This window comes from Verrucomicrobiia bacterium (genome assembly GCA_019634635.1).
Classification (GTDB): Bacteria; Verrucomicrobiota; Verrucomicrobiia; order Limisphaerales; family UBA9464; genus UBA9464.
In genome coordinates, this window is the sequence record JAHCBB010000003.1 from 173175 (window position 1) to 199255 (window position 26081).

Consider the following 26081-nt stretch of genomic DNA (forward strand, 5'->3'; position numbering starts at 1 on the left):
AAGTCCGGCTCGAAGTTGCGCGGTGCGCGCGGGGCTAGGCCCACCGGAGGAAGCCATCCACAAACGTTCCCCTTGTTGCCGGCCACCCATTTCTGCAGGCGCCGGCCCCTCTCCTGCCAGCCCATGAGGTTGCCTTGGGGACGGCTCCCGTTACGCTGGAGCCATGGACTGGCAGGAACCCGCGGCCCTTGCCGTTGTAGCGGCGACGCTCCTGACGCTGGGTTGGCGCTGGATGCGCGCGCGTCGGCCCGGATTTCATCGCCGGACCGGTTGCGGCTGTGACTCGGTGGGAACGCGCCCGCCGGGCGTGCTGGTCAGCGGCCGCCGGGGTGAAGCCCCGCGGATCCTGGTCACCGGGCGCTGATGACCACCATGCGCTCCCGCATGCGTTTCGCGCTGTGCTGTGCCTTCCTGGCATTGCCCTGGCTGGCCGTGGCGGCAGACCGGGTGTTGCGGGCGGAGGAGGACGGGCGGCTGCTCGCGGCCGAGGTGCGGGCGATGCGGCCCGTGGAGAGCTTCACGAATCAGGCGACCCTCCGAATCCGTGAGGCCGGCGGCGGGACCCGCCGGCTGCCCCTCACGATCATCAATCGCATCGGCCCGGAGTCTTCCTGGGAGGTGGTGTATGCCGCCGGAGGCCCCCAACCGCAGACCCTGACCGTGATTCGAACCCCGGATCGCCCGCCCGAGTACCGCATGACCGTGGGCGATGATCCCGCGACGACGGAGCCGGTGTCCGCGGAGGCCGTCCAACCCTTTGCCGGCTCGGATTTTTCCCTGAGGGAGCTTGGGCTTGAATTTCTGCACTGGCCCGGCCAGCGCGTGCTGCCGCGCAACCCGCCTCCGATGAAGAAGGGCCAGCCCTGCAAGATCCTGGAAAGCACCGATCCCTCCGCCCCCGGCTACACGCGAGTGCTCTCCTGGGTCAGCATTGAGCACAACGGCCTGATGCTCGCCGACGCCTACGACGCTTCAGGAAAAATCGTGAAACGCTTCAGCATCGGGTCGCTCAAGAAGGTGGACGGTGTCTGGCAGCTCCGGGACATGGAGATGATTGATGAGGTTCGGGGCACGGCGACGAAGCTGGAGTTTGAATTGAAGGCAGGGGAATGAGCTGCGGCCGGGCTAGACCCTCGCGAGGCGACCGGTCAAAGTGCGCGGGTGAGGCGATGGCCGAGGACGTGGCAGCGCGGCCACTGGAGATGGCTGCTGGCTGGACTGGCCTGCATGGCCTGCGTGGCCTCCAGGGGAGCTCCGGCCGGCCTGGACCCCGGCCCCCTGGGTGCCCTTGATCTCGCTGTCAGCAACGCCATTGCCGGAGGACGCCTGCCGGGCGCCGTGGTCTGGGTTGAGCGCAACGGCCAGCAGCATCGCCGCGCGTTGGGCAACCAGTCCCTGGTTCCGGCGAAGGAGCCGATGACCGAGGAAACGGTCTTTGACGCCGCGTCCCTGACCAAGGTCGTGGCCACGACGCCAGCGGTGATGCGACTGGTGGAGACCGGACGTGTGGATCTGGAGGTGCCGGTAAGACGGTACCTGCCGGAGTTCTCCGGCGGCGGCCGTGAAGCGATCACCGTGCGCCAGTTGCTGACCCATGTCTCCGGACTCGCCGCCGGACTGCCACGCGACCCGGCCTGGACCGGACGCTCCAACGCGCTGGCGCTGGCCGTCTCCGAACCGCTCGCCGACCCGCCGGGAACCCGTTTCCGCTACAGCGACATCAATTTCATCCTGCTCGGGTTTCTCGTGGAACGGGTCAGCGGCGAACCGCTGGATGTGTTCTGCGAGCGCGAGGTGTTCCGTCCGCTGGGCATGCGCGACACCGGGTATCGCCCGTTTCTTCCCACGGGCCCGTGGGACCTTCCGGCATCACCCCCTCCCGCGGCGGAGGTGGCACGCATCGCACCCACCGAGGTTTTGACCAACGGGTGGGTGCTGCGCGGCGTGGTCCACGACCCCACGGCACGGCGCCTGGGAGGCGTCGCGGGTCATGCCGGGCTGTTCACCACGGCGGCGGACCTCGCCCGGTTCTCGCGGATGTGCCTGCGGGAGGGTCAACTCGACGGGGCGCGCGTCCTGCGACCGGAGACGGTGCAGGCGATGGTCTCCGCGCAATCCCCGTCGGGCCTGCCGAAACGAGGCTTCGGATGGGACCTCGACTCACCGTATGCCGGCCAGCGCGGTTCGGTGTTCCCCGTCGGCGGCTTTGGCCATACGGGCTGGACCGGCACTTCGATGTGGGTGGATCCCTTCTCGCAAACCTTTGTCCTGCTGCTCGCCAACCGGAATCACCCCACCGAGGCGGGGAGCGTCCTGGCCCTGCGTCGCGAGGTGGGAACGCTGGCCGCCCGGGCGGTTCGCGGCGTGGACTTCGCCGCCCTCTCCGCGCCGGCGATGCGGTCCGGCGGACCGCCGGCGCGACCCGCAGCCGCTCCGCCAACGCAGCCCACCGCCGTGCCGGCCCGTGCGGTATCACCCGCAATCCCCACGGCGGAGGTGCTCAACGGAGTTGATGTGCTCGTGGCGACGGATTTCGCCGCGTTGGGCGGACTCCGGGTGGGGCTGGTCACCAACCAGACCGGACGGGACCGTCAGGGCCGGTCCACGGCGGACCTCCTCCGATCGGCTCCGGGCGTTCTGCTGATGGCGCTGTTCAGTCCGGAGCACGGGATCCGGGGGGCCCTGGATCAGGAGGCGATCGCCGATGGCACGGATCCCGGGACCGGCCTGCCCGTGTTCAGCCTCTACGGTGAGCGGCGCGCCCCCTCCCCGGCACAGCTCGCCAACCTCGATGCCCTGGTCTTTGACATTCAGGACATCGGTTGCCGGTTCTACACCTACATTTCCACCATGGGCCTCTGCCTCGAGGCGGCAGCGAAGGCGGGCCGGCGGTTTATCGTGCTCGACCGGGTGAATCCGGTGACGGGACGGACGGAGGGCCCGGTCGCCCTTGGGGAACGAACCTTCGTCGCATGGCACGACATCCCCCTGCGCCACGGAATGACCGTTGGAGAACTGGCCCGGCTGTTCAACGCCGAGCGCGGATTTGGGGCCGACCTGACCGTGATTCCGATCCGCGGATGGGCTCCATCCCAATGGTTCGATCAAACCGGCCTGCCCTGGGTGAACCCTTCGCCCAACATGCGCAGCCTGACGCAGGCGACGCTTTATCCCGGCGTCGGCCTGCTGGAGTACTGCAACCTCTCCGTCGGCCGCGGCACGCCCACGCCGTTCGAAGTGCTCGGGGCACCCTACGTCCAGGAAAAGGAACTGGCGGCCGAACTCAACCAGGTCGGACTCAACGGCGTGCGATTCGAGCCGGTACGCTTCACGCCCGACGCCAGCGTGTTTGCCGGGAAGGAGTGCGGCGGCGTGCGCCTGGTGCTCACCGACCGGGATCGGCTGAAGCCGGCCGACCTCGGGGTGGCCCTCGCGACCGTGATGCACCGGCGTTACCCGGACCGCCTGGACCTGGACCGGATGCAGCGTCTGCTGGTCCATCCAACGGTCCTCGCTGCCATTCGCAAGGGCGAGCCCCTGGCATCCATCCGCAACCTCTGGGAGGCTGATCTGGTCCGCTTCGAGGAACGCCGCCGACCCTGGCTTTTGTATCCGCGGTGAAGTTCGAGCGCGGAGAACGGCCCGGACATTGAGGATTTGAGGAGTCCGAAGGCCTCCGCGCCAGCGGCCTTCAAGTCAGCGTCGGCATGATGTCGGACGACGATCCCCAGGATCCTGGCGCGCAGTGCCAGTTCCAGACAGCACCGGGTGGAATTCCCACTGGGGGCTCTCGGAATGCGGTGACAGACGGCGCGGTGCCGGTAGGCTCAGGCGGTGGATTCGTCCGAGCCGCCAACACCCGGGACTGAGCGTTCCCGGATTCGGACAACGCTCGAAGCCCTCGAAGTGGCGCGAGCCCGGGAACTGTCCACCCTGACCGATCAGGAGGCCTTCCGGATTATGGCGTCCTTGCGCCTCTTCGCCGCCGAGTGGCGCGGGCAACCGGAGGAATCCGGATTGCTGGAGCAACAGCGGCTGTTTCAGGGGCGAACGAAATCGGCGAGGGCCAAACCCGACCCTGCCGGCCCGGCGGGCACCGAACCTCGCGAACCGTTTCTGGACAGCCCACTCCCGAATGAGCGATCTGAGTGATGTCCTTGCGGCGGCGTTGGAAGTCGAGGCGTTCTGCCAATGCCAGCAATGGCGGTTCTGTTTCATCGGCGGAATTGTCGTTCAGCGCTGGGGCAGTCCGCGATTCACACAGGACGTGGACCTGACGCTGTTGACGGGATTCGGGGACGAGGAGCGGCATGTGGACGGCCTCCTCCAGTTCCTGCGGCCCCGGCGGACGGACACCCGGGAGTTCGCCCTGACGCACCGCGTGTTCCTGGGGCGAACTGCGGGAGGAATTCCCGTGGATGCCGCCCTGGGTGCATTTCCATTTGAGGAGCGCACGATCCTGCGCGCGTCGCCCTGGCTGTTGCCCGGCGGCCGGTCCCTGCAAACCTGCTCGGCAGAGGACTTGTTGATCCACAAGGTATTTGCCGGACGTGACCGGGATTGGGCTGATGTGGAGACCATCCTGATCCGGCAGTTTGGCAAGCTCAACCTGGACCTCGCGCGGCAGGAGCTTCGTCCACTGCTGGATCTGAAGGAGGAACCCGATTCCCTGCCGCGATTTGAGCGGATGGCTGCCAAGGTCGCGGCGAGGCTGGCGGGCTGAGACTTCGCCAAGAGGAGGGACGCGTCCGCCGAAGTGGCCTGCCGGTGCGACGGAAGTCCCGGAGTTGATCACCGGAAGCCGGCGGCAACGGGAAAGCATTGCCCTGGAGTTGCCGGAGCTCTTGACGACTCACGGCAAAAACCGTGTTTCGCATCCCGGCTCCACTGCCCGACGGTTGGTTCCTTCGGCTCCATTTCGTCGTCCATTTCAGGATACCCGGTGGATCGTTTGCCTTGAGCTTCCGGGATGGCGACGTGAGATTGGGTCGTCATCCCATGAATTCAGCAAACTCCCCCCTGTCCCGGCGCGGCTTTCTCCGCACCGGCGCCCTGGCCACCGCCGCCGGTTTCTCCCTGTCCGCCCGCGCGCGGGCGCAGGTCAACAAGAACAGCCGTCTGCGCGTGTTCCAGATCGGCGTGGGCGGCATCGGCGGTCTGGAGCGCAGCCAGCTCAAGGATCATCCCATGGTGGAGTTCGCCGGATTCTGCGATGTGGACCAGCGGGAACTGGAGGCCATCCGGGGCCAGTTTCCCGGTGCGTGGACGGTGCGGGATTATCGGGAGGCGTTCGCCGGACGGGCCGGGGAGTTCGATGCGGTGATCGTCGAGACCCCCGACTTCCACCACGCCCCGATGATGCTCACGGCCATGAAGCACGGAAAACATGTCTACGGGCAGAAACCGCTGGTCCACCAATTGGACGAACTGCGCCAGATCCGGGAGGCGCTGGAGGCGCATCCGGAACTCGTCACGCAGATGGGCAACCAGCGCGCCTGTCTGCCGGGCCGGATGCAGGCGGTGGAGCTGTTGCGCACCGACCGGCTGGGACGGCCGGTCGAGGCGCACGTCTGGACCGGCGGCATCGAGAAGGGACATTACTTTGCCGATCCGTGGAGCGCCTACACACCGGCCCAGCCGGTGCCGGAGGCCCTGGACTGGAATCTCTGGCTCGGTCCCATCCCAGAGGAAATTCCGTACAGTGAGGACATCGCCCCCCGTCGGTGGCGGGCCTTCTGGGAGACCGGCGGCGGACAGCTCGCCGACTGGGGGTGCCATCTGCTGGACGTGCTTTATTTCGCCTACGACCTGCCCTCGCCGGTGGCGGTGCAGACCCACACCATCCGGCCCGCCAACACCGGGCATTCCGCGCACAATCGGAGCACCCTGACCTATCCGGGAGGCGGTCGGTTTGCCCGGGACCGGTTCGTCGTGAACTACAACGACAGCGCCCAGATGCCGTCCTTTGCGGCGCTGGGCCTGCCGCCGATGAAGGTCCCCGCCAATCACACCCTCGTGGTCTGCGAGGACGGTGCGCTGCTGCTGCAGGCCGACGGCAAACTGACGATCTTCCGAGGGGGACGGGTTGCGGAGCACGAGCCCATGCCGGAGGTTGCACCGCGCCACCACTGGCGGGACTGGGCCGACAACTGCCTCGGGGCGCAGAAGCCCCTCTGGGCCCCGTTCACGGTCGGCTGGCGCATCACCGAGCCGGCGTTGCTCGCGGTAAAGGCCACCCGGTTTCCTGGCGAGGAGTTGCGCTGGGACGGCGCTGGATGCCGCTTCGTGGGTCATGACCGCGCCAACGCAGAAATTGTCCTGCGAAACTACCGGGCAGGATTCGAGCCGCCGGCTGCCTGAAGCGGAGGCACTCGTGAAGCCCCGGCCCGATCGCGGGCCGGGGCCAACGGGCTGAACCTTGGGCCGCGCAACGCGACCCACGGCCGTCATCGGCTCACCGCCCAACCACCTGCAGGTAGGCCACGGGGTCCGCACCCAGCGGAACGAGGGCGGTCCGGGTGGTGGTCGGTGTTCCCGCGTTGTCCCAGCCACCGGAAGTCAGCGAGCTCCGCCGCTGGACCTGGAACGGGGCGGTACCGCCGGTCCAAACCAAGCGCAGATTGTCGCCTTCAACCGCAATTCCAGTGATCACGGGGTTCTGGGGCGGCGGCAACTCCCTCACCAACTGCAACCCGCTGACCGCAGGCTGGTGCCCGTTGCCCGCCTCCGTGGAATCCCAGGTGACCGAAAGGGTGATGGACCCGTCGGCGGCGGGCTGCACAGCGTCGAATTGCACATAGTTTCCGGTCGGCCGATTTCCTGGATCCGTTCCCGCCATCCGGCGGAATTCGGGGGATTGCACGTAATTCAGGCCGGTCTCCGACCGGCCATAGTAGGTGGGATAACTCCCGCCCGCTTCCAGCGAGTACACCTGGAGATACGAGGGCGAAAAATCGAATCCAATGCTGTACACAAGCACTTGGTACAAACCCGGCGGCACGTTTGACAGGGAGTAGGTGATCGGTTCCTGCGAGGCCCCGGCATCCACGAAGCCCTGGAACAGGATTCCGTCGGCGTTCCCCACGACGCGGGTTCCGCTGTACCAGGTCTCCGTGTTCTCATAGGAGGTCAGCAGGACCGGCGACGGCGCACCGGAGGCATCCTGAAGCGCGACACCGTCAAACTGGAATCCTTCAAGGTTGTTCCAGTGTTCCTGGGGGACGACACCGGCGACGTCCAGAGGTCTGAGGATCCCTCCCACCGAGCCGCCGCCACCGCCAACGAAGTTGATGCCCACGTAGGGCTGCCGCGTCGGGGGTTCGGAGCCGGAAACGGTGAGGACGGCCTCCGGACTCGCGGTTTCCACACCGGCGACCCGGATCAGGGCCCGGTAGCGCGCCCCGGAGTCCGCGCCGGTCAGCACCGGGGTGACGTAGGTGGACCGGACCGCATCGGGCAGATCCACTCCGTCGCGTTGCCACTGGTAGTACACCGGGCTGCTCCGGGCCTCGAGCTTCACGGAGAACGTGGCACGGCGGCCGGCGGGAACATTCTGGTTCGCCGGAGGTTCCACCAAGGTCACCTGACCCAGGTCGGGATTGATCCAGGTCGAAATCCAATCGCCGCCCAGCGGCTGCAAGGATTCCACCGGCGGTGTGTCGGCGCCCGAGGCGCGTCCGGCCACATTCAGATACACATCACCGCCGCCCTGCTTGAGCAGACCGTAGAGGAGGTAGCCCTGGCCGGCGGTCAGGGAAGGCGTCGTCGCATAAACGAAGGGATCGAACACCGGAGGCGACAGCAGGAAGTCGCCGAGGAACGCGAGATTGTCGGGCGAGAGGCTGGAGCTGAGCTGCAACTGGGCCTCGTCATCATTGTTGATGAACAGGTCGTAGGCCCCGGTGGACGGAGGCTGAAGGTACGCCGAAAGCCGGGCTCCGTAGTTGTCCGCCCGCGGATCCTGGTTGAGCTGGAAACCCTGCACCCAGTAGGCCCGGTCCGGCAGGCCGGCCTGATACCGCGGATCCTCGAGCAGCGCGTCCACGGTGTTCCCCGGGATCCCGAACCAGATCTCGGTAAGCGTCCAGCCATTGACCCGCTGCCAGGCGGTGAACCGGGCGGTGGTGCCCGGTGCCACTTCCGTGCCGCTGGCATCCTTCACACCCGTGATTGCCAGAGTGTACGCCGTCCCGGCCGCCTGCATCGCGGTGGACAGACGGACGAGGCGCGCGTCGTCGGCATCGAGCCGGGCATCGGTCACCGCCAGCGGCGGGGTGGCATTGAAGGCGTCCGCCCTCACCGTGGCGGGATCCAGGGGCCGCGTGAACTGGATCACGACCGTGTTGAGGGCGGCGGATCCGGTGGCTGCAGCGACCTCCGGCGGCAGGGGGAGCGATCCCGAGTCGGGGAGGGCGTCGAGCGCGGCGGGCGTGAGATCCGGCACGGTACTCAAAATCCAACGGTCAATCATCATCCCGGCCTCGCGCGTGCCGATGGTGAATACCAGGGGATCGGGGGCCGCGAGGTCCCCGGCAGTCACTTCGTACAGGGCCGAATCGGGCTCGCGCCGCCATGCGTAGACGTTGTCCGCCGGGGCCGTCTCGGCGTTGCTGCTGGAGGTGTAGTAACCGTCCTGATTGCCAGGGATGATGGGGGCATTCCAGGACAGCGGGAACCACGAGCTGTTTGCCGTGAAGATGTCCCCCTCCGTGCGCGCGGGATTCGCCCGCCAGCGATAGTAGAGGTAGTAGGTGCCGGCGGTTGTGAAGCGCAACTGGTACTGGGCGAAGGAATGGGGCGAGGTGCCGGTGTTATTCTCCCCAACCGCCTCCAGGGCGCCGCCGGCACTGGCCTCCGGATCGGAGACGTTGGCCCAGGTCTCCGGGGTTCCCGGGATGAGCCGGGCCCGCCCCTCGGCCTGAAAGGCAATGAAGGTGTCGCCCGTCCCCTGCGTCACGACGTCCGTCGGCGAATTGTCGAGGGCATCCAGGGCGGCCGCGGTCAGATCCGGCGATGTGCTGAAGATGAACCGGTCGAGCATCATCCCCGCCTCCCGGGTGCCCACGGCGAAGATCAGGTCCCGGTCGGACGCCACGTCCGCCGCGGTCACCTCGTAAATCGCCGTGTCGGGCTCCCGACGCCACGCGTAGACGTTGTCGGCCGGTGCGACCTCGTCATTGCTGCTCGACCGGTAATATCCGGAAGGATCGCCCGGAACCATCGGGGGATCCCAGATCTCGGCGAACCACGAACTGTTCGCCGTGAAGATGTCCCCTTCCGTGCGCAACGGGTCGGCCCGCCAGCGATAGTAGAGGTAGTAGGTGCCCGGGGTGGAAAACTGGATCCGATACTGGGCGAAACTGTGGGGTGCGGTACCCACATCGTTCTCGCCCAGCGCCTCCAGCGCCGCACCCCCCGATGCGGTCTCGTCGGTCACGCGCCCCCAGAACTCCGGGGTGCCATTGACAATGGCTGACGGATTCTCCGCCTCGAATGCGGCCACGGTGGATCCCGGGGCTTGCAGGATGGTTACGGCGCGGGCGGACGTCGCCAGGATGCCGAAGTGAAGGACGACAGCCGTCAGCGCAAGGGTCCCGGCGATACGGCGTCGAATCGAGATCTCGACAGATGGGTGATGACTCATGATTGGTGAATTCCCCCCGGGACTGGCCGGACTCAACAGCGCCACAATCAAGACGCCCGTGGACGGAACCTCGTCCGGGCGGTCCATGGCCTCCATTTCATCGCGGATACGCCTCCGCAGGGATGTTGGTGTTGCTGCCACGGCCCCGGGTCGAGACCCCGGGCAGGGCTTGGTGAAGGGGACCGCAGATTTGTTAATCGCGATCAGCAGGCGGGGGCAAGCAGAAACGCGCGGATCGCAACCCTGGCCGGGGTCGCGCGACGGTGGACCAGCACGCCCGATCGTGGATCTGGGCCGCCGTCCAACCCGTCTTGGCAGGGGCGGTCGGTCCGCGAACCTTCCGTGGCATGATGACCTTCGCTCCCGATGAGATCCGGCTGCTGATCGGCCGGAAGCGCTGGAATGAACTCAAGGCGCGGCTGGCCCGGTTCGAACCCGCCGACCTCGCCTCGATCATGAGCCAATGTGCGCCGGGCGACCAGGTGCTGTTGTATCGGGCCCTGCCGCCGGATCTCGCGGCCGACACCTTTGGCTTTCTTGAGGACGATCAGCAAAAGGCGCTGCTCAAGCAGTTCAACGAACAGGAGACCCGCACGTTGCTCGCGGAACTCAGCCCCGACGATCGCACGGAGCTGTTTGAGGAGATGCCGCCCGGAACGGTGCGACGATTGATGGAACTCCTGTCGTCCGAGGACCGACGCGAAGCGCTCATGTTGCTCGGGTACCCCGAGGGCAGTGTGGGACGCCTGATGTCGCCGGACTTCGCCACGGTGCGGCCGGAGTGGACGGTGCGCGAGGCGATCCATCACCTGCGCGCCCACGCCAGCGAGAGCGAGACCTTGAACGTCCTCTACGTCGTGGATCCAGACGGAACGCTGCTCGACGAGATCCGCCTGCGCCGGCTTGTGGTGGCGGCGCCCGACGTGAAGATCAGCGACCTGATGAACCACCAGTGCACCGCGCTCTCGGCCTTCGATCACGAGGACGAGGCGGTCCGGTTGATGAAGCAGACGGGATACTATTCGCTGCCGGTCACGGACAGCGCGCGCCGGCTGCTTGGCATCGTGACGGCAGACGACGTGCTGGACGTGGCGGTCGAGGGGGCGACGGATGACTTCCACAAGGGTGGCGGGGTCCAGCCGCTGGAGACGCACGTGCTCAAGGCCTCCTTCGGCGCGATGTACGGGCGACGGGTGGGCTGGCTGGTGGTGCTGGTCTTCATCAACATCTTCACGGGCGCAGGCATTGCGCGGCATGCCGAGCTGATCGAGTCCGTCGTCGCCCTGGTGTTCTTCCTGCCCCTCCTCGTGGACAGCGGCGGCAACGCCGGTTCGCAGGCGGCAACCATCATCATCCGTGCGATGGCGCTGGGGGAAGTCACGCTCGCCGACTATGGGAAGGTGCTCTGGCGCGAGCTGCGGGTGAGTCTCGGTCTCGGGGTGACGATGGCGGCGGCCGTTTTTGTGGTGGCCCGTTGGCGGGCGGGGCCGGACGTGGCGCAGGTCGTGGGGATTTCGATGACCTGCGTGGTGGCCCTGGGCAGCCTGATCGGGATGTCGCTGCCGTTCGTCCTGCAGCGAATGAAGCTGGATCCCGCCGCGGCCTGCGCGCCGCTCGTGACGTCGCTCGCGGACATCATTGGAGTGCTGACGTACCTCGGGATCGCGTCAGCGCTGCTCGGGGCGGCGTGAATGGGGCGGCCCGTTTCCGGAGGCCAACGCCGCCGCCGGCCCGGCCGGGTCCGCACCGGATTTCGGACCTTCATGGGTCGGGTCGGCAGACGCCCCCTCATGCGCCTCGTCGAAGACGTCTCCCGCCGTTCCGACCCCGAACTGCGCCGCCTCCACCATTGCCACTTCGATCGAGTGGATGGGGCATGTCCTTTACCTCAGATCGGGACCCGGATAGCCTGCCCACTTCACGGATGCACCGACCCGCGGGGCCGGAGCGTGTTCGTCGCCCGGGAAACTTCATGGCCAGAAACCCCGCCCAATTCGCCTCCGGAGGGCTCGCGCGCGCCGAGCGCCTGCTGCGAGGCCTTCGACGCCATCTGTCGCGCCCCGCGCGCCCCGGCCAGACGGAGCGTCCCAACGATGCCGATGAATGGGCCTCCCTTTATGCCGCCGAGCGGCGGCCCGTGCGCACGCTGGAATCCCCGATCGCCCGCGCGCTGACCCGCTGTTCCTTCCCGGGCGAACTGCTGCTGGAGACCGGCTGCGGCGCCGCCGCCATCTCCGCCGAACTCGCGACCACCGGCCGCCGCGTGGCCCTCGCCGACTTCAGCGAGGCCATCCTCATCCGCGCCCGCGCCCTGTTCGAGGCGTCGGGGCTTCCCGCCCCCGAGACCACCGTCTGTGATCTCACCCGGCCGCTGCCGTGGGCGGACCAATCCGTGGACGTCACCTGGAGCAGCGGCGTCCTCGAACACTGGCCGGATGCGGAACTGGTGCCCATCGTGCGCGAACAGGCGCGCATCAGCCGCAGACGGGTCATTGCCCTAGTTCCCCATGCAGGCTGTCTCGCCTACCGGTGGGGCAAGTCCGTCGCCGAGGCGGAGGGCACCTGGCCGTTCGGACGCGAACTGCCCCGCGCCTCGTTGCGCGCGGTCTTCGAGCAGGCGGGACTTCGGGACGTGACCGAGGAGACCCTTTGGGCGGAGGCGGGAATGGATTTCCTGAATTTCGTGGATCCGGAAATCCGCCGCGAGGCCGCCGCCTGGCTCGCCGGGCTGCCCGCTGACGATCCGATCCGTCAGCAGCAGGGATACCTCCTCATGACCGTGGGATCGGTCCCCGCCCCCTGACGGCCCGAATGATCACCGTCGCCTGCATCGTCGGCACCCGTCCGGAGGGCATCAAGATGGCCCCGGTCGTCCAGGAACTTTCGCGGCATCCGGGACGGATCCGGGGCCTCCTGGTCTCCACCGGACAGCACCGCGAGATGCTGGATCAGGCCCTGGGGCTCTTCGGACTGCGTCCCGACGTGGACCTGAACCTGATGCGACCGGATCAGACGCTGTCGCGCCTCACCGGGGATCTTTTTCACGCACTGGACGATGTCGTGACGTCCCGACGTCCGGACTGGATCCTTGCCCAGGGGGACACCACCACCGTGATGGCCGCGTCCCTTGTGGCCTTCTATCACCGGATTCCATTCGGTCATGTGGAGGCGGGTCTTCGAACCGGCGATTTTGGGAAGCCGTTTCCCGAGGAGATGAACCGCCGGATCGCGGACCTCGCCGCAGCAGCATGCTTTGCGCCCACGCGGCGTGCCGCGGAAGTGCTGCGGGCGGAAGGGGTGGCGCCGGCACGAATCCATGAGACGGGCAATACCGTGGTGGACGCCCTGCTTCAGGTGGCATCCCAACCCTACGACCGCTCCTTGGGGCCCCTGGCGGCGGTACCCGCCGGAGCGCCCACCATCCTCGTCACGGCCCACCGAAGGGAAAGCTTCGGTGACCCCTTTCGCGAATTGTGCCGCGCAATTCGCGATGTGGCCGCAGAAGCGCGAGACGCTGGCATCCACGTCGTGTTTCCGGTCCATCGCAATCCCAATGTGCGCGCCCCGGTCGAGGAGATCCTCCGCGAGTTGCCCAACGTCCACCTGCTGGAGCCGCTGGACTACCGGGACATGGTGGCGGCAATGCGCGCGGCCCGGTTGATCCTCACCGACTCCGGCGGCGTGCAGGAGGAGGCGCCCAGTTTTGGAGTGCCGGTGCTCGTGATGCGCGACACCACGGAGCGTCCGGAGGGCGTGGAGGCCGGGGTGGTGGAACTCGTAGGCACGGACCGCTCCCGAATCGTCGCCGCCGCACAAGCCCACCTTTCGAGCCCGGGTCGCCGGGAGGCCATCCCCAATCCCTATGGCGACGGCCATGCAGCGGAGCGGATCGTATCCGTCCTGTTGGACCGCACCGTCCCATGAGCCCGACACCGCTGGTCTCCATCGTCCTGCCCACCTACAACGGCAGCCGCTATCTCGCCGGAGCGGTGGAAAGCGTTCGTCGCCAGACCCACACCCGTTGGGAACTGTTGATCCAGGACGACGCCTCCACCGATGAAACTCCTGAAATCATTCGCCACTTCGCGGCACTGGATCCCCGGATTCTTCCGGCCACAAATCCGGAGAACCTCCGGCTGCCAAGGTCGTTGAACGCCGGATTCGCCCGGGCCTCCGGCCGGTTCCTCACCTGGACCTCGGATGACAACGAGTACCGTCCAGAGGCACTGGAGGCGATGGTGTCCGCCCTCGAATCGGATCCGAAGGCCGGCCTCGTGTACTGCGACATGACGGACATGGACGACCAGGGACGCGATGTGGGGGACTGGGTGGCGCCGGAGCCTGAGGCGATGGGCCGGGTGAACCCCGTCGGCGCGTGCTTCCTTTACCGCCGGGAGGTGATGGAGTCCGTGGGGCAATACGATGACTGCTGGCGCCTCGTGGAGGACTGGGAGTACTGGATGCGGGTGGCTTCCCAGTTTCCATTGCGAGCCATCCATCGCAATCTGTACCGATATCGAAGACATGAAGCATCCCTGACGGAGACACGGGCGTCGGAGATCCGGAGGATCCGGATGCACTTGCTGGAGGAGCGGCTTCCGTCGCTGCCGCACCCCTCTCGTCGGCACCGGGCGGAGGCCTACCTGCATCTGGCCCGCCTGGCCGCCGAGGCGGGCGACGACCGGCGCGAGTCCGCGTTTCACCGGATCGCGCTGCGCGCCGACCCCCTGCACGCACTGCCCGTGGTGGCCGGACGCCGACTTCTGGGGAGCGGACGGGCCGGAGCCGTGCGGGCTTGGTGGCGGCAACGCATCCGCCGCCCGATGTGAGGACCGGTGCGAATTGTTGCCGTGAGGGGCGACGTCGTCCTAGCATGGCGGCCTGTGACCGGTGGTGAGCTGCAATTTCATCTTCAGAAGTCCGTCGTGGTGGTGGCCTGCCTGCTGGCGGCGCTGATGGTCGGATTGTTCCTCGCGAGCGCCCCGGTCCTTCTGATCGCCGCGGTCTTCGGCGTCGGCTGGCTCTTGACCCTGCCGTATCACGCCACGCTGGCGATGGTGATCGGGATCGTCACGCTGAATTCGGCGTTGATCATCCCGGGGATCGCCGGGCGCCCCTTCGTCTGGGAACTTGCGGCGGCTCTCGGGTGGACCGGAGTGATCATCACCCTGGCCCTGCGACGGCAGACGGAGGGCACGGCCGAGCGGTTTGGGCGCAACCGGGCGGTCTTCATCGGGATTGCCGGCTACTGCCTGGTGCTCCTCTTCCTGATGTACTATCGGGGCGTCGGACTGCGAGCCCTGGGGGGCTCGATGGCCGGCGGCCAGATGGGCGGCCGCATCTACCTGCAGCAGATCGTCTGCGCCGTATTTCCCGTGCTGCTCGCCCTCAATCCTCTCTCCGAGAGGCTGCTGGTCCGCCTGTTCATCCTGCAATGCGTCCTGTCGGTCACCTACCTCGCCTCCGACTTCATCTTCTCGTTCGGCAAGGGGCCGCTCTTCGATCTGCTGCTCTTTCTCGAACTTCCCGGCGACGGCATCAACTTCGAGATTCAGAGCCTCCGCTTTGGCATCCGCCGGTTCCAGTCCCTGTTCCTTTTCACCCAGGCCATGCTGCTGGTGCTGTGGGTGAAAAGACCGTTCCAGGACTATGCGAACCGCCATGGCGTCTGGATGTGGCCGCTCACCATCGCCCTCATCGCCCTGGGGGTGCTCAGCGGCCACCGGGTGCTGGTGTACACCGCCACCGTCACCGCCATCGTCCTGGCCTGGTCGCAGCGGTTCTTCAATCCCCAGCGACTGGTCACGGCGGCCGCCCTCCTTGCCGCGGCCTACTTCGCCGCCTTTTTCTACGTACGGGATCTGCCGCTGTCCGCACAACGAGCCCTGTCCATCATTCCTGGAATTACCGTGGACCGGCTCGCCGACGAGGACGGCCGGGCAACGTTCGATGGCCGGATCACCATCCGGAAGATCGGCTGGGAGCTGTCCAGCCAGTACCGCTGGATCGGCCGCGGCTTTGGCAAGATGACCGACCTGGATCCGGCCCAGTACCGGTATGACATGGCGTACCTGCACGTGGACAACGGGGTGTTTTACAACGGCACGATCGGCCTGCTGGTGAACACCGGACTCCCCGGCACGCTCTCGATCTTCCTGCTCCTGGCCGGCGGCAGCGTGCTGGCGTGGCGCATCTTCAGCCGGGTCCGGCGGGATGGCGCAACGGACGACTTCCTGCGCTTCTCCGCACTCATCGCATCCCTCTGGACCTCCAATGCGATTTCCTTCGTGTTTCTGCACGGCGATGCCGAGACCGCTCTGCGCGCCTTTGCATTGCCCGCCGGTCTCATGGTGGCCTGTGACTGGCACCTGAGGCGCCGGGAAGCCGCGCAGCAGGCCCTGACCGAGGTGGCGGGTTCGCGACGACCTCCGGAGCCCGCGCTGGAACCCGCCGGCCTGCCGGCCTGACGGTGCCGATTCCACCGAGGACTGCATCCATGAACACTCCGACCGCAAAAGGCAGCACCATGACGTTCCTTCGCTCCCTCGCCCTCATCGCGGCAGTCCTGGGCTCCGCCCTGATCCCCACTGCCGCCGCCGCGGAGCCCGGGGCGACCAATTTCTGGTTCGCCCCCGGAGGCCGCGGCAATGGCACCGCTCCGGACCAGCCTCGCGTTTACAGCCCCAACTTCATGCAGTGGAGCGTGCTCAACGGGGGCCCGGGACAGGTCCGCGACGTCACCATTCATTTCCATCCCGGCGAATACCTCGTACAACCGCTGGACACCACGATTGTCGGCCCGAGCGAGTGGAAGATCCGGATCCGGGGGTTGGGAAAGAATCCGGAGGACGTCGTGCTCAAGCTCCTGCCCAATTTCAATTCCGGCGCGAGCGACCGCGGGGGCAACTGGGTGGATGTGATCAACCTCTCGCGAAACAACGAGTATCTGCAGCGCTTCGAAATGGAGAACCTGACGATTGACGGGAACTGGACCGGCCAGACGAATTACAACGGTCCGGGCTATTTCCGGGGGTATAAGAACAGCCCCGTCCAGGTCAGTGCACGGACCGGGCGCATCCGCCGCGTCATCGTGCGCAATTTCGGCGCGCACGGCCTGATGCCCCACCGCACCAACGACCTGAGCGCCGGGGTGGAGGTCTTCCCCCTCCATGTCTTCACCGTGGACGAAGGGCAGCGTCCGGAGGACGGCGACCCGAAACCCTGGGTGGTCGAGGACTGCGAGGTGTCGGATTTTCATCAGCAGTACAATGGATACGCCACCTGCCTGATGGGTGTGGTGCGGCTCAATGTGCCGAACACCCCCTCGTGGGCCACCAGCGACACCGCCCGTCGCCTGCTGTGGTTCCGCAGGAACCAGGTGCGGGGCCTGCCGGGCGCCCCCGGAGTGATCGCGCTCGGCGCCGCGGGAATCGGAACCAACCACACGGGGCGGATCGTCTGGAGCGACAACGCCGTCCTGAACTCGACGCCCTTCAACACCGACACCGGCGTGATCCGCCACGTGGACATCACCAACAACCTGGCGTTGGACGCATTTGCGATCGGCTATGTGGGCACCCATTCCACCCGGACGCCGTTCATGCAGCACTATCAGATCTCGGGTAATAGTTTTCGGTTTGCCGGCCAGCTCACCGTTCCGAACTACCGGAATTACCAATCGCTGGCGAAGCCGGACGGCACGCGTTTCGTCAGCGTGGATCCCGGGTTGCGCCCGGGGCGTCATGCTTTCCCGGAATTTGGCGGTTTGAAGGTGCAGGGCATCGCGCGGGACATCCGGCTGACGGACAACTGGTTCACCACCCGTTCCCGCGAGGAGTTCGGCAGCCTGAATCCCCTCTTCTCCCGCGAACCGGAGTATCGGATCGTCTACCGGCTCCCGGCCCGGGACCCCGGGGTCACCAATTCGCCCCCGGTGTTCCGCGGGGACGCACTCGAGGTGGACCTTGAAGGGAACCGCATTTCCACCGAGCCACTGGATTTCGCCAGGATGCAGCCATTGCGGGGGGGACGCCTGGCCACGCTGACCGAGGGCAGTTCGCCCCTCATGGAACTTCGCGAGGCCCTGAAAACAGGTCGCGGGTTTGCCCCGATGGGAGCTCTTGAACGGGTGGAGATGATGTTTACCAACGTTCAGCGCCGGATCCCCTGGAAGGGCGTCCCGTTTGGAACGGCCAACACGCGTCCAAGTGAAGGATTCACCGAGGGATTGGATCGCGTGCTCATCGGCGCCGTCGAGGTTTTGTGCGGCGTCCCGCTGCCACCGTCGGGAGGCGAGTTCCGCCTGCCGGTCCGCGTCGCTTTCCAGCCCACCCCCCGTGCAGGAATCCCCGGAACGGCGCCGCTCGGCGGCCGTCAGGTGCACCTGGAGGTGTTGCCGGGAAGTCTCCACACCCGCCGATTGACGGCGACCACCGGAGCCGACGGGGTCGCGGTGTTTTCCTGGCCCGTGACCCGGGATGCCAACGGCGTGGATCGAATCCGGGCCTGGACTGACGGTGGAAGCGGGCGCGCGGGCGAGTGGGATGAATATCAGGATGCCTGGGCCACCGCGCATGTGTCCCATGGCCAGACCGTGGACGTCCTCGTCGAGTTCGCGGTGGCGGATGCCCAGAACGATCACGCGGGCCGGGTGCGGCTTCGACGCAATGGACCAGCCGACCGGCCGCTCACCGTGCGCATCGGCACCGCCGAAGGGCCGCAGGCCGCGCAGGCCGGCACCGACTTCCGTTTGATGACCGCGTCTTCCGGCCGTGGATCCCGTGCGGAGGCCGTCGGATCCACGGTGGCGTTTGCGCGCGGCCAGCAGGAGCTCATCCTCGATATCGTCCCCGTCCGCGACAAGGCCCGCAGTGGGCGACTTGTCACCCTCTCGGTCCTCCCCGGAGACGGCTACGCGCCGGGCGAACCTTCCGAGGGGGTGGTCGCCGTCTTTGCCCCAAAGTAGCCACTGTCAGCGGAGCGGGTGCCGGAACGGAAACCGGATGGCGACCAGTAGCGGGACATCCGCACTCCACTTTCTGGCAAGCCCGCAGCCTTGGTCGCGGGTCATCAGCTACCAGCGGGTGCCGCTCACCAAGGCGGCCCGCGACACATCCAGTTCCGGATGCACGGCAATCCTCGAAAAGACACCTCGAAACTCCACAGTTGCGAACCTTGGCAATCTCGGATACCCTACTTGGGCGCTCAGAACACCTTGCGGGTGTGGTTCAATGGTAGAACGTGGGCTTCCCAAGCCTGAGACGAGGGTTCGATTCCCTTCACCCGCTCCACTCATTATAAAGCACTTACGAGAAAGTGCAGTCAGTGTGCAGTAAGGTGAACGGGTCCGAGCAAAGGCATAGTTGTGGGATGGTCTGAGGGATTACCGCGGGAGATTGCGGCCTGACGCAACCATTCAAGCCTCGGCGAGGAGCCGAACAGCTCGGGGCGGGAGTTTCGAGTACCCCGGAAAAACCGGTGCCTTGTCGAGGGCCTGACGCCCCGTGACACTCGAGTTCTCGCCGCTCTGTGCGATACCAGTCTCCGTGGACCGCCACTTCTCGAAGTCAGTCCAGAAGACGTGCCCACGGAACGACGGGAACCCGGGTGACCTGAACCAAGAGCGCGCCGTCGAGTACGAAATCCCCGCCAGCACCGCAAACTCCTTCGCGTTCAGTGCCTGAGCCAAGCGCCGCTTCTCGACCACCTCGTCGAGCCGCACGTTGCATAGTTGCTTGTCCGGGAACATGCCGGTTGCGATGCACAAGGAGTCATTCCCAAAACGGGGAATCCAATGTCATTGGAACTTCTACCGCCTTCTGGGGATTCGCGGATGTCTCCGATACACAAAAGGAGCCGAAGGACTCGCCTGGCTCCAATCCGGTCGCCCCTCCGAACCGAACGCCGCCGAGCCGTTCTCCAGCGCCAATTTCAGCGCATGATCCCTCTTCCCAGCCCCAAACCGTGACTCAATAACGGTTTGGATGTCTGGCCTCGGAGGCTGGATTTCCTTTCAAAAGTCGCGGGATTCATGGAATTTCTCGATTCGGCCCAAGGCGAAACACTAACCTCAACCATGGTCAAGACCGACTCACGGCTTCCCCTGCATTGGTGAAGGAACGAACCTCCGTCCGGTAGGATGACGAGATGAAAATCGCTGCCAGAGAAAACCTTAGGGAAAGGCAAGGGGAACTCGGTCAGTTCCTCACCGCCTCGCCGGTGGCCGACTTCATGGCCTCAATGTTCGGGCCGCTGCCTCGTACGGTTCGGTTGCTGGATGCAGGCGCGGGCGCGGGCGCACTCACCTTGGCTTTCGTCTCCCGGTGCTGCGAGGGGCGTGACGATGTTCGCACCATCGAAGCGACTCTCTACGAACTTGACGGCGAAATCTTGGACGCGCTGGCCGCAACCATGCGGGAGTGCGACCGCCGGTGCTCTGACGCGGGGATTCGCTTCACCTTCAGCATCCATTCCACCGACTTCATCCGGGAGATGTCGTCGCGCCTTGCCGGCGACTTGTTCGGCACTCGGCCGCCCGCCTTCGATGCCGCCATCGCGAATCCGCCCTATCGCAAAATCAGCACCGACTCCGGCGAGCGCCGCGCCCTGCATTCCGTCGGGGTTGAAACCAGCAACCTTTACACGGGCTTCATCGCACTCGTTCAGCGACTGCTCGTTCCCGGTGGACAACTCGTCGGCATCACGCCCCGGAGCTTTTGCAATGGCCCATACTTCCGCCCGTTCCGCGAGGACTTCCTGAGCCAACTGGAACTACGCCGACTCCACGTCTTCGAATCCCGCAGAGCAGCCTTCCGCCAAGACAGCGTTTTGCAGGAGAACATCATTTTTCATGCGGTAAAGGGCCGCCACCAACCGCCCGAAGTCATGGTGTCCAGCAGCAGCGGTGAGGGAGATGACGACATCATCGAGACGGTCTTTCCCTTCACCGAGATCGTCCATCCGCACGACGTCGGAAAATTCATCCATATTCCGTCCAACACCGGCCACGCGACCGCCAAGGAAACCATGGACGGCCTCAGCGCCAGCCTCTCCTCATTGGGTGTGACGGTGTCCACCGGGCGCGTCGTGGATTTCCGCCTCAAAGACGCGCTACGCAAAGAACCGGAACGCGGCACGGTGCCGCTGCTGTATCCCTGTCATTTCAATGGCGGCACCGTTCATTGGCCCAAGCTCGAAGCCCGCAAGCCCAACGCCATCCTCGACAACGCCGAAACCCGCCCGTGGCTCGTGCCCTCCGGAATGTATCTGCTCACGAAGCGCTTCACGTCGAAGGAAGAGCGCCGCCGCCTCGTGGCGTGCCTGTTCGATCCCGAGCAGGTGAAGGCGGAATGGATCGGATTCGAGAACCACCTGAATTACTTTCACGCTAACGGTCGCGGTCTGGAGCGCCATCTCGCTTTCGGCCTCTACGCCTTCCTAAACTCGACCGTGGTTGACCAGTACTTCCGTCGTTTTAGCGGCCACACCCAGGTGAACGCCACCGACCTCCGCACGTTGACCTATCCTGACCGTGACACTCTCCAAGCGATGGGCCGCGAAATGACCACGCTCGACCTCACGCAGGACGAGATCGACCAACTCGTCACCCAACACCTTCATGCCAGCCGACAAACCCAACCGAAAATCCGCCGCGCGAAAGCGGCGACTTGCTGAGGCCATCGCGGCACTCGCCGCTTTGCAGTTTGGGCAGAAGCAGCGGAACGAAACCGCCGCCTACACGTTGCTCGCCCTGCTGGACCTGCGACCGGATGTTTCCTGGGCAGACGCACAAGCCCCGCTGCGCGGCATCACGCCGATCATTGATTTCATCGCCGATGCCTATGGCAACCGCTACGCGCCGAATACTCGCGAAACCATTCGCGATGACGCGGTGAAGTTCTTCGTGGAGGAAGGTCTGCTGCTGCGCAATCCCGACGACCCCAAGCGCCCGACCAATAGCGGGAAGACGGTGTATCAAATCGAACCCACCGCGCTCGCCCTCCTTCGCAAGGTTGGCACCCGTGAATGGACATCGGTGCTGCAACGCTACCTCGCCAGCCGCGAAACCCTCAAACACGAGATCGCCCGCAAACGCGATTTGGCCCGTGTGCCTGTGACTCTGCCCGACGGATCCCAGGTCGCACTTTCGCCCGGCGGGCAGAACCCGCTCATCAAGGCCATCATCGAACAATTCTGCCCCGCCTTCGCTCCCGGCGGCCTGGTGCTCTACATCGGCGATACGGAAAACAAGTTCGTCCACCTCGAAACGGCCGGCTTGACCGCACTCGGAGTCACCTTGGATTCCGCCGCCAAGATTCCCGACGTCATCGTCCACCACATCGCGAAGAACTGGCTTTTGCTCATCGAAGCCGTCACCAGCGCCGGCCCGGTGGACGGCAAGCGCCGCAAGGAACTCAAAGACCTGTTCGCCGGCTGCAAAGCCGGTTTGGTATTCGTCACCGCCTTCGAGACCCGCCGCACCATGCAAACCTTTCTCTCGCACATCGCCTGGGAATCCGAAGTCTGGATCGCCGAGGACCCCGATCACATGATCCACTTCAACGGCGAGCGGTTCCTCGGGCCATATCCCGACGTGAAGCCCAAACTATGAGCCCCACATCCGACATGCCCAGCCTCCCGGCGTCGTCGCCCAGCCCCCTCGCCGTCATGAATCTCGCCCTGCACAGCATCGATACCGACTTCGGCCCCGAGAACGCCGACGCCTTCCACCGCGACCTAGATCCCGCCCTCCGCCCTGATTCCGTGATCGCAAACTCGCCCTTCAACGCCGACGCCGCGGACAAGGAACGGTTAAAAGACATGGTTGGACGGGTCCGCACCCTCCTCTTCAGCCTGCCGCGAACCGACAACGCCAATTGAAAAATAACAACTCAACCAACTGAATATCAACATTGAAACTGCCATCCGCTACGCAGCCAAAGGAGACGCTGTTTTATTCTTGGGCGCTGGGTTCTCTTTTGGAGCCAATAACATCAAAAGCTCCGCGTTCTCGAGTGGAAAACAACTCGGCGAACAGATCGCCGGGTTGGCGGAGCTCCCTGCCGAAACACCCCTCTCCCTCGCCGCAGAGATATTCCGTGAGCAGCGAGGAACGGATGCCATAATAGACATTATTAAGCCAGAATTTACTGCAGCGACCCCGGTTCCCAAGGCTCAGACAACCATCGCGTCTTTGCCTTGGCGGCGCGTATATACAACCAACTACGATGATCTTTTCGAAAAGGCCTCCGAGGCCAATCATGTCGCGGTATTTTCGGTAACCCTCAGTGACCGGCTGCAGGACATTCCAAAATCTCCTTCACGCGCGGTTGGGCAGACGGTTGGCGGGCGCTCCTCAAGAAGTTGGATTCGATTTCAGCTCCGCGTTCGCTCGCGAACGCTGCGCCACTCGCGGCTTCCAGTTTCCCACGCGCCGAAGACTTAGTGAACGACACGGGCGAGCAGCTTCTGACCAACCTCATCAAGGTGAAATCATTCCCGAACATTCTGCGCGTGTTTCGGATCTCTGGCCTTGTGGATTCTGAGGATTGGAGACGGCTGGAAAGAACATGGGCTTTTTGCGAAATCGACAAGGACGCATTGGTGGCTTTGATTCCACCGCCAGCGGAGTTTGCCGACCGCCTCCTACCCACAAATTCTGCTGACGATGCCAGAACCGTGGTGTCAACGCCGATCATGGTCGGGGATCCAGCAACTCTCCGAGCAGATCGTCGTCGGCCGAGGGAAAGGGGCGGAGAATCGCTCCGACGGACTTGGGCTGGAGATCCTTCAGCGACGGGCGGGAAGACAGGAAGGAGAGCTTGGCAATGGGTTTGTCCGCATCGGTAATGACCAGATCACCCCGGATGGCGAGGTCACGCACGAGCTCCGTCAACCGCCGCTGTGCTTCAGGCAAGGTCACCGTTTGCATGCTGTCAAAATGCCACCAATCGGGAGGGATAGCCAACTGCCGATTCCGCCACCTAAGCCCGGACGGGCGACCCGGCGACCCACTCATCGCAGGCGAGGAGGAGACGGACTTCCGACTATTGGGGAAACGCGACCGCGTCGCGCCGCTGCTCGACGTCCTGAATCTTCTCCCGATCGTGAATCTGGTGCACAAGGTCGGAAGCATGGATGACCAACCGCATGGCGGCTTCGCGTGGCACACCTGCCCGGCGCAACCGGTTCACGTAGGTCACCCGAGGGCAGTGGAAAGCAGAGATGCGGCTTCTTGATCTTGATGAAGAACTGCTGCCATCGCCGCGAAGGCTGAAACGGGAAATCAAGCGTGTGCGTCCGGTGAACCGTCTTGAGCCGGGCAATTCAGGCCATTTCTCACCCCTTTTGCCCCCAGACTCGTAACGAGGGTTCGATTCCCTTCACCCGCTCCATCCTCCACAGACCGTCCAGAAGGATTCAGCGGAGGCGTGGGCGGGTGGCGATCCCTTCGCGGATGATCTTGAGCACGGCTCTTCGCTCGGCACCGATCAGTGGCAGCCGGGGCGCCCGCACCCATTCGCCGCCCAGGCCGGCCTCCTGCACCGCCAGCTTGATGTACTGGACAAACTTGGGGTGCACATCCAGGTGCAGCAGCGGGGTGAACCACCGGTAAAGCGTCCGCGCACGGTCCCACTCACCCCGGCGCGTCAACTCCCAGAAATGCTGGTTCTCCCGGGGAAAGGCGATGCCGGCCCCGGCAACCCACCCATCAATTCCCAGCACCGCGCTTTCCAGTGCCAGGTCATCCACACCGGTGAACAGGGCGTAGCGTCCGCCCACGGTGTTGTGCAGGTCGGTGATCCGCCGGGGGTTTCCGGAGCTCTCCTTGAGCGCGACGAAGTTTTTCTGGGTGGACAGCTTCGCAAACAATTCCGGGGTCAGATCGTGGCCGTAGCTGATCGGGTTGTTGTAGATCATGATCGGGAGGCCCGTGGCTCGGGCCACCTCGCGGAAGTGATGGAGCGACTCCCGCGGATCGGGCGACCGGTAACTCATGGGCGGCATCACCATGAAGCCGTCCAACCCCAGTGCCTCGCCCTCCCGCACGTGGCGCACGGCCGCCTCCAGGCTGCCTTCAGCCACCCCGCTGAGCAGGGGGATGCGCCCGGCCACCGCCTCCCGCATCGCCGCCATCACGCGTTGTTTTTCCCCGGCGTCCAGCGACTGATTTTCGCCGAGGGAACCCAGGACAATCAGTCCGGAGATTCCTGAACGGATCAGGGCCTCCGCATGCGCCGCCGTCCCCTCCAGATCGAGGGATCCATCGCGATGCATCTGGGTGGTGATGGCTGGAAAGACTCCGGACCAAAAGGGCTTCATGCGTCGGCCGAAACCTTGTCGCGAATCTGGCGTCGTGTCGTGGCGGAATTTCACATTGCCGCGGCGTTGCAGGCCGGCGCGACCGGACTGCTCGGGACGCGGCGGGCTCCATTTCGTCCGCGATGACCACCGTCCCGCCGGCGACCCGCACGGCAACGGTCCGCGATCGGGTGTCGGACGCAGCCGAGGCCAACAGCACCACCGATGAACCCCGGAGGCCGCCTGTCCCCACCCGCCGCCCCGCCCGAGGGCTGGAACTCCTTGACCCGACCCTTCGATTCAAAAGAGTGGGCCGGTTCAAGACGTGCAAAACACCCCATGATCAGTGACCCAGGCAACTCCAGCTCGCTGTCGGCAAGAGCCCGCCGGAAGCGGGTCGAGTTCTTCGGATCGCTGGTGGCGCAGTTGGGCCGGCGGGATCTGTCGCTCCTGGATGTCGGTGGGACGCTCAACTATTGGAAGCTCAACGGTCCCGCGCTGCCCCCCGGCCTCTTTGCCGAAGTGGATATTGTCAACCTGCCCCCCGTGGAGCCCGCCAGTCACGAGCTCCATGGGATCGCCTTCAACGTCTACGGCGGCGATGCGCTGGATCCAGGCTCGCTGCGCCTCCAACACTACGACATCATCTACTCCAATTCGGTCATTGAGCATGTGGGCAGCCTGCAACAGCAACGGCGCATGGCGGAGACCATCCGCCGTCACGGGCGGCATCACTTCGTTCAAACACCCGCGAGGACCTTCCCGATCGAACCCCATTTCTATTTCCCGTTTTTCGCCCTGCTTCCCCTCGGCATCCGAACGTGGCTTCACCAGCACTTCCAAATGGGCTTCATGGGACGGGAGCCGGACTGGCTGGAGGCGAGGATTCGTTGCGAGGAGACACGGCTGCTGACACGCAAGGAACTGACCTCCCTGTTTCCGGAAAGCCGGGTCCTCCATGAGCGGCTTTGTTTGATGACCAAGTCGTTCATGGTCACGAACCTTTGCCGGTAGGCCTCGGGGCCCTCCAAGGCTGGACGGGGGCGGTGCTGCTGCGCCGCCCTCACTTCCATCCGCGGCTGTGCCACCGCGGATCCCGGGGCCTCCCAACGCTCCGATCGCGGCATTCGGGGTGGTG

At 65.4% G+C, this 26081-nt stretch carries 21 protein-coding genes and 1 tRNA gene; 17 read left to right on the forward strand and 5 right to left on the reverse strand.

Annotation, left to right across the window (positions count from 1 at the left end; all coding sequences use genetic code 11):
- The first annotated feature begins 163 nt into the window (after positions 1–163).
- The 6 genes from KF791_03255 to KF791_03280 all read left to right on the forward strand — a co-directional run bounded on the left by KF791_03255 (position 164) and on the right by KF791_03280 (position 6360).
- Complete coding sequence (locus KF791_03255) at positions 164–364, forward strand: hypothetical protein (protein ID MBX3731593.1); 201 nt, start codon at positions 164–166, stop codon at positions 362–364.
- Entirely contained in the window at positions 364–1113 is a 750-nt protein-coding gene (locus KF791_03260; protein MBX3731594.1) for an outer membrane lipoprotein-sorting protein, read from the forward strand. The genes KF791_03255 and KF791_03260 overlap by 1 nt, the downstream gene beginning before the upstream one ends.
- A gap of 48 nt (positions 1114–1161) precedes the next feature.
- The gene (locus KF791_03265; protein ID MBX3731595.1) at positions 1162–3621 is read left to right on the forward strand and encodes a DUF1343 domain-containing protein; all 2460 of its coding nucleotides are present in this window, start codon (positions 1162–1164) and stop codon (positions 3619–3621) included.
- A gap of 213 nt (positions 3622–3834) precedes the next feature.
- Positions 3835–4152 carry a hypothetical protein gene (locus tag KF791_03270; GenBank protein MBX3731596.1) on the forward strand — a complete coding sequence of 106 codons (318 nt, stop codon included), beginning with the start codon at positions 3835–3837 and terminating at the stop codon, positions 4150–4152.
- Positions 4136–4723, forward strand: coding sequence for a hypothetical protein (locus KF791_03275; GenBank protein ID MBX3731597.1), 588 nt, complete (start codon positions 4136–4138; stop codon positions 4721–4723). The genes KF791_03270 and KF791_03275 overlap by 17 nt, the downstream gene beginning before the upstream one ends.
- A gap of 275 nt (positions 4724–4998) precedes the next feature.
- Entirely contained in the window at positions 4999–6360 is a 1362-nt protein-coding gene (locus KF791_03280) for a Gfo/Idh/MocA family oxidoreductase (protein MBX3731598.1), read from the forward strand.
- A gap of 94 nt (positions 6361–6454) precedes the next feature.
- On the opposite strand, the gene KF791_03285 is transcribed toward KF791_03280, so the two are convergent.
- Positions 6455–9643: an Ig-like domain-containing protein gene (locus KF791_03285; GenBank protein MBX3731599.1), complete on the reverse strand. Its 3189-nt coding sequence runs from the start codon at positions 9641–9643 to the stop codon at positions 6455–6457.
- A 347-nt stretch (positions 9644–9990) separates the two neighbouring features.
- Here KF791_03285 and mgtE point away from each other — a divergent pair, with 347 nt between their 5' ends.
- From mgtE to KF791_03320, 7 genes are all read left to right on the forward strand, one after another.
- Entirely contained in the window at positions 9991–11334 is a 1344-nt protein-coding gene (mgtE, locus tag KF791_03290; GenBank protein ID MBX3731600.1) for a magnesium transporter, read from the forward strand.
- A gap of 281 nt (positions 11335–11615) precedes the next feature.
- The gene (locus KF791_03295; protein ID MBX3731601.1) at positions 11616–12446 is read left to right on the forward strand and encodes a class I SAM-dependent methyltransferase; all 831 of its coding nucleotides are present in this window, start codon (positions 11616–11618) and stop codon (positions 12444–12446) included.
- 8 nt (positions 12447–12454) lie between these two features.
- Positions 12455–13567 carry a UDP-N-acetylglucosamine 2-epimerase (non-hydrolyzing) gene (wecB, locus tag KF791_03300; GenBank protein ID MBX3731602.1) on the forward strand — a complete coding sequence of 371 codons (1113 nt, stop codon included), beginning with the start codon at positions 12455–12457 and terminating at the stop codon, positions 13565–13567.
- On the forward strand, positions 13564–14472 hold the full coding sequence (locus KF791_03305; GenBank protein MBX3731603.1) for a glycosyltransferase family 2 protein: 909 nt from the start codon (positions 13564–13566) through the stop codon (positions 14470–14472). Before wecB ends, KF791_03305 begins: the two co-directional genes overlap by 4 nt.
- Before the next feature lie 21 nt (positions 14473–14493).
- Positions 14494–16110, forward strand: coding sequence for a hypothetical protein (locus tag KF791_03310; GenBank protein ID MBX3731604.1), 1617 nt, complete (start codon positions 14494–14496; stop codon positions 16108–16110).
- 29 nt (positions 16111–16139) lie between these two features.
- On the forward strand, positions 16140–18608 hold the full coding sequence (locus KF791_03315; protein ID MBX3731605.1) for a hypothetical protein: 2469 nt from the start codon (positions 16140–16142) through the stop codon (positions 18606–18608).
- A gap of 251 nt (positions 18609–18859) precedes the next feature.
- Positions 18860–18933: transfer RNA gene (locus KF791_03320), tRNA-Gly, on the forward strand.
- Between the two features lie 125 nt (positions 18934–19058).
- On the opposite strand, the gene KF791_03325 is transcribed toward KF791_03320, so the two are convergent.
- On the reverse strand, positions 19059–19409 hold the full coding sequence (locus KF791_03325; GenBank protein MBX3731606.1) for a hypothetical protein: 351 nt from the start codon (positions 19407–19409) through the stop codon (positions 19059–19061).
- Between the two features lie 380 nt (positions 19410–19789).
- On the opposite strand from KF791_03325, the gene KF791_03330 reads away from it, so the two are divergent.
- Genes KF791_03330 through KF791_03340 form a run of 3 tightly spaced genes read left to right on the forward strand, consistent with a single transcriptional unit; the run spans position 19790 to position 22522 of the window.
- Positions 19790–21316 carry an Eco57I restriction-modification methylase domain-containing protein gene (locus tag KF791_03330; GenBank protein ID MBX3731607.1) on the forward strand — a complete coding sequence of 509 codons (1527 nt, stop codon included), beginning with the start codon at positions 19790–19792 and terminating at the stop codon, positions 21314–21316.
- Positions 21261–22253: a restriction endonuclease gene (locus tag KF791_03335; protein ID MBX3731608.1), complete on the forward strand. Its 993-nt coding sequence runs from the start codon at positions 21261–21263 to the stop codon at positions 22251–22253. Before KF791_03330 ends, KF791_03335 begins: the two co-directional genes overlap by 56 nt.
- Positions 22250–22522, forward strand: a complete 273-nt coding sequence (locus KF791_03340) for an N-6 DNA methylase (protein ID MBX3731609.1) — start codon at positions 22250–22252, stop codon at positions 22520–22522. The genes KF791_03335 and KF791_03340 overlap by 4 nt, the downstream gene beginning before the upstream one ends.
- 814 nt (positions 22523–23336) lie before the next feature.
- Here the strand turns inward: KF791_03340 and KF791_03345 are convergent.
- The 3 genes from KF791_03345 to KF791_03355 all read right to left on the reverse strand — a co-directional run bounded on the left by KF791_03345 (position 23337) and on the right by KF791_03355 (position 24964).
- Positions 23337–23573, reverse strand: a complete 237-nt coding sequence (locus KF791_03345) for a hypothetical protein (GenBank protein MBX3731610.1) — start codon at positions 23571–23573, stop codon at positions 23337–23339.
- A 115-nt stretch (positions 23574–23688) separates the two neighbouring features.
- Positions 23689–23844 carry a hypothetical protein gene (locus KF791_03350; protein MBX3731611.1) on the reverse strand — a complete coding sequence of 52 codons (156 nt, stop codon included), beginning with the start codon at positions 23842–23844 and terminating at the stop codon, positions 23689–23691.
- A gap of 217 nt (positions 23845–24061) precedes the next feature.
- Entirely contained in the window at positions 24062–24964 is a 903-nt protein-coding gene (locus KF791_03355; protein ID MBX3731612.1) for a dihydrodipicolinate synthase family protein, read from the reverse strand.
- A 318-nt stretch (positions 24965–25282) separates the two neighbouring features.
- Between KF791_03355 and KF791_03360 the strand changes: the two genes are divergently transcribed.
- Positions 25283–25957, forward strand: a complete 675-nt coding sequence (locus KF791_03360) for a hypothetical protein (GenBank protein MBX3731613.1) — start codon at positions 25283–25285, stop codon at positions 25955–25957.
- Positions 25958–26081 lie beyond the last annotated feature (124 nt).

Coding starts and splice junctions, on each gene's coding strand:
- KF791_03255 (MBX3731593.1), top strand. CDS start 164: ATGGACTGGCAGGAACCCGCGGCCCTTGCCGTTGTAGCGGCGACGCTC.
- KF791_03260 (MBX3731594.1), top strand. CDS start 364: ATGACCACCATGCGCTCCCGCATGCGTTTCGCGCTGTGCTGTGCCTTC.
- KF791_03275 (MBX3731597.1), top strand. CDS start 4,136: ATGAGCGATCTGAGTGATGTCCTTGCGGCGGCGTTGGAAGTCGAGGCG.
- KF791_03280 (MBX3731598.1), top strand. CDS start 4,999: ATGAATTCAGCAAACTCCCCCCTGTCCCGGCGCGGCTTTCTCCGCACC.
- KF791_03285 (MBX3731599.1), bottom strand. CDS start 9,643: ATGAGTCATCACCCATCTGTCGAGATCTCGATTCGACGCCGTATCGCC.
- mgtE (MBX3731600.1), top strand. CDS start 9,991: ATGATGACCTTCGCTCCCGATGAGATCCGGCTGCTGATCGGCCGGAAG.
- KF791_03295 (MBX3731601.1), top strand. CDS start 11,616: ATGGCCAGAAACCCCGCCCAATTCGCCTCCGGAGGGCTCGCGCGCGCC.
- wecB (MBX3731602.1), top strand. CDS start 12,455: ATGATCACCGTCGCCTGCATCGTCGGCACCCGTCCGGAGGGCATCAAG.
- KF791_03305 (MBX3731603.1), top strand. CDS start 13,564: ATGAGCCCGACACCGCTGGTCTCCATCGTCCTGCCCACCTACAACGGC.
- KF791_03315 (MBX3731605.1), top strand. CDS start 16,140: ATGAACACTCCGACCGCAAAAGGCAGCACCATGACGTTCCTTCGCTCC.
- KF791_03330 (MBX3731607.1), top strand. CDS start 19,790: ATGAAAATCGCTGCCAGAGAAAACCTTAGGGAAAGGCAAGGGGAACTC.
- KF791_03335 (MBX3731608.1), top strand. CDS start 21,261: ATGCCAGCCGACAAACCCAACCGAAAATCCGCCGCGCGAAAGCGGCGA.
- KF791_03340 (MBX3731609.1), top strand. CDS start 22,250: ATGAGCCCCACATCCGACATGCCCAGCCTCCCGGCGTCGTCGCCCAGC.
- KF791_03345 (MBX3731610.1), bottom strand. CDS start 23,573: ATGCAAACGGTGACCTTGCCTGAAGCACAGCGGCGGTTGACGGAGCTC.
- KF791_03355 (MBX3731612.1), bottom strand. CDS start 24,964: ATGAAGCCCTTTTGGTCCGGAGTCTTTCCAGCCATCACCACCCAGATG.
- KF791_03360 (MBX3731613.1), top strand. CDS start 25,283: ATGATCAGTGACCCAGGCAACTCCAGCTCGCTGTCGGCAAGAGCCCGC.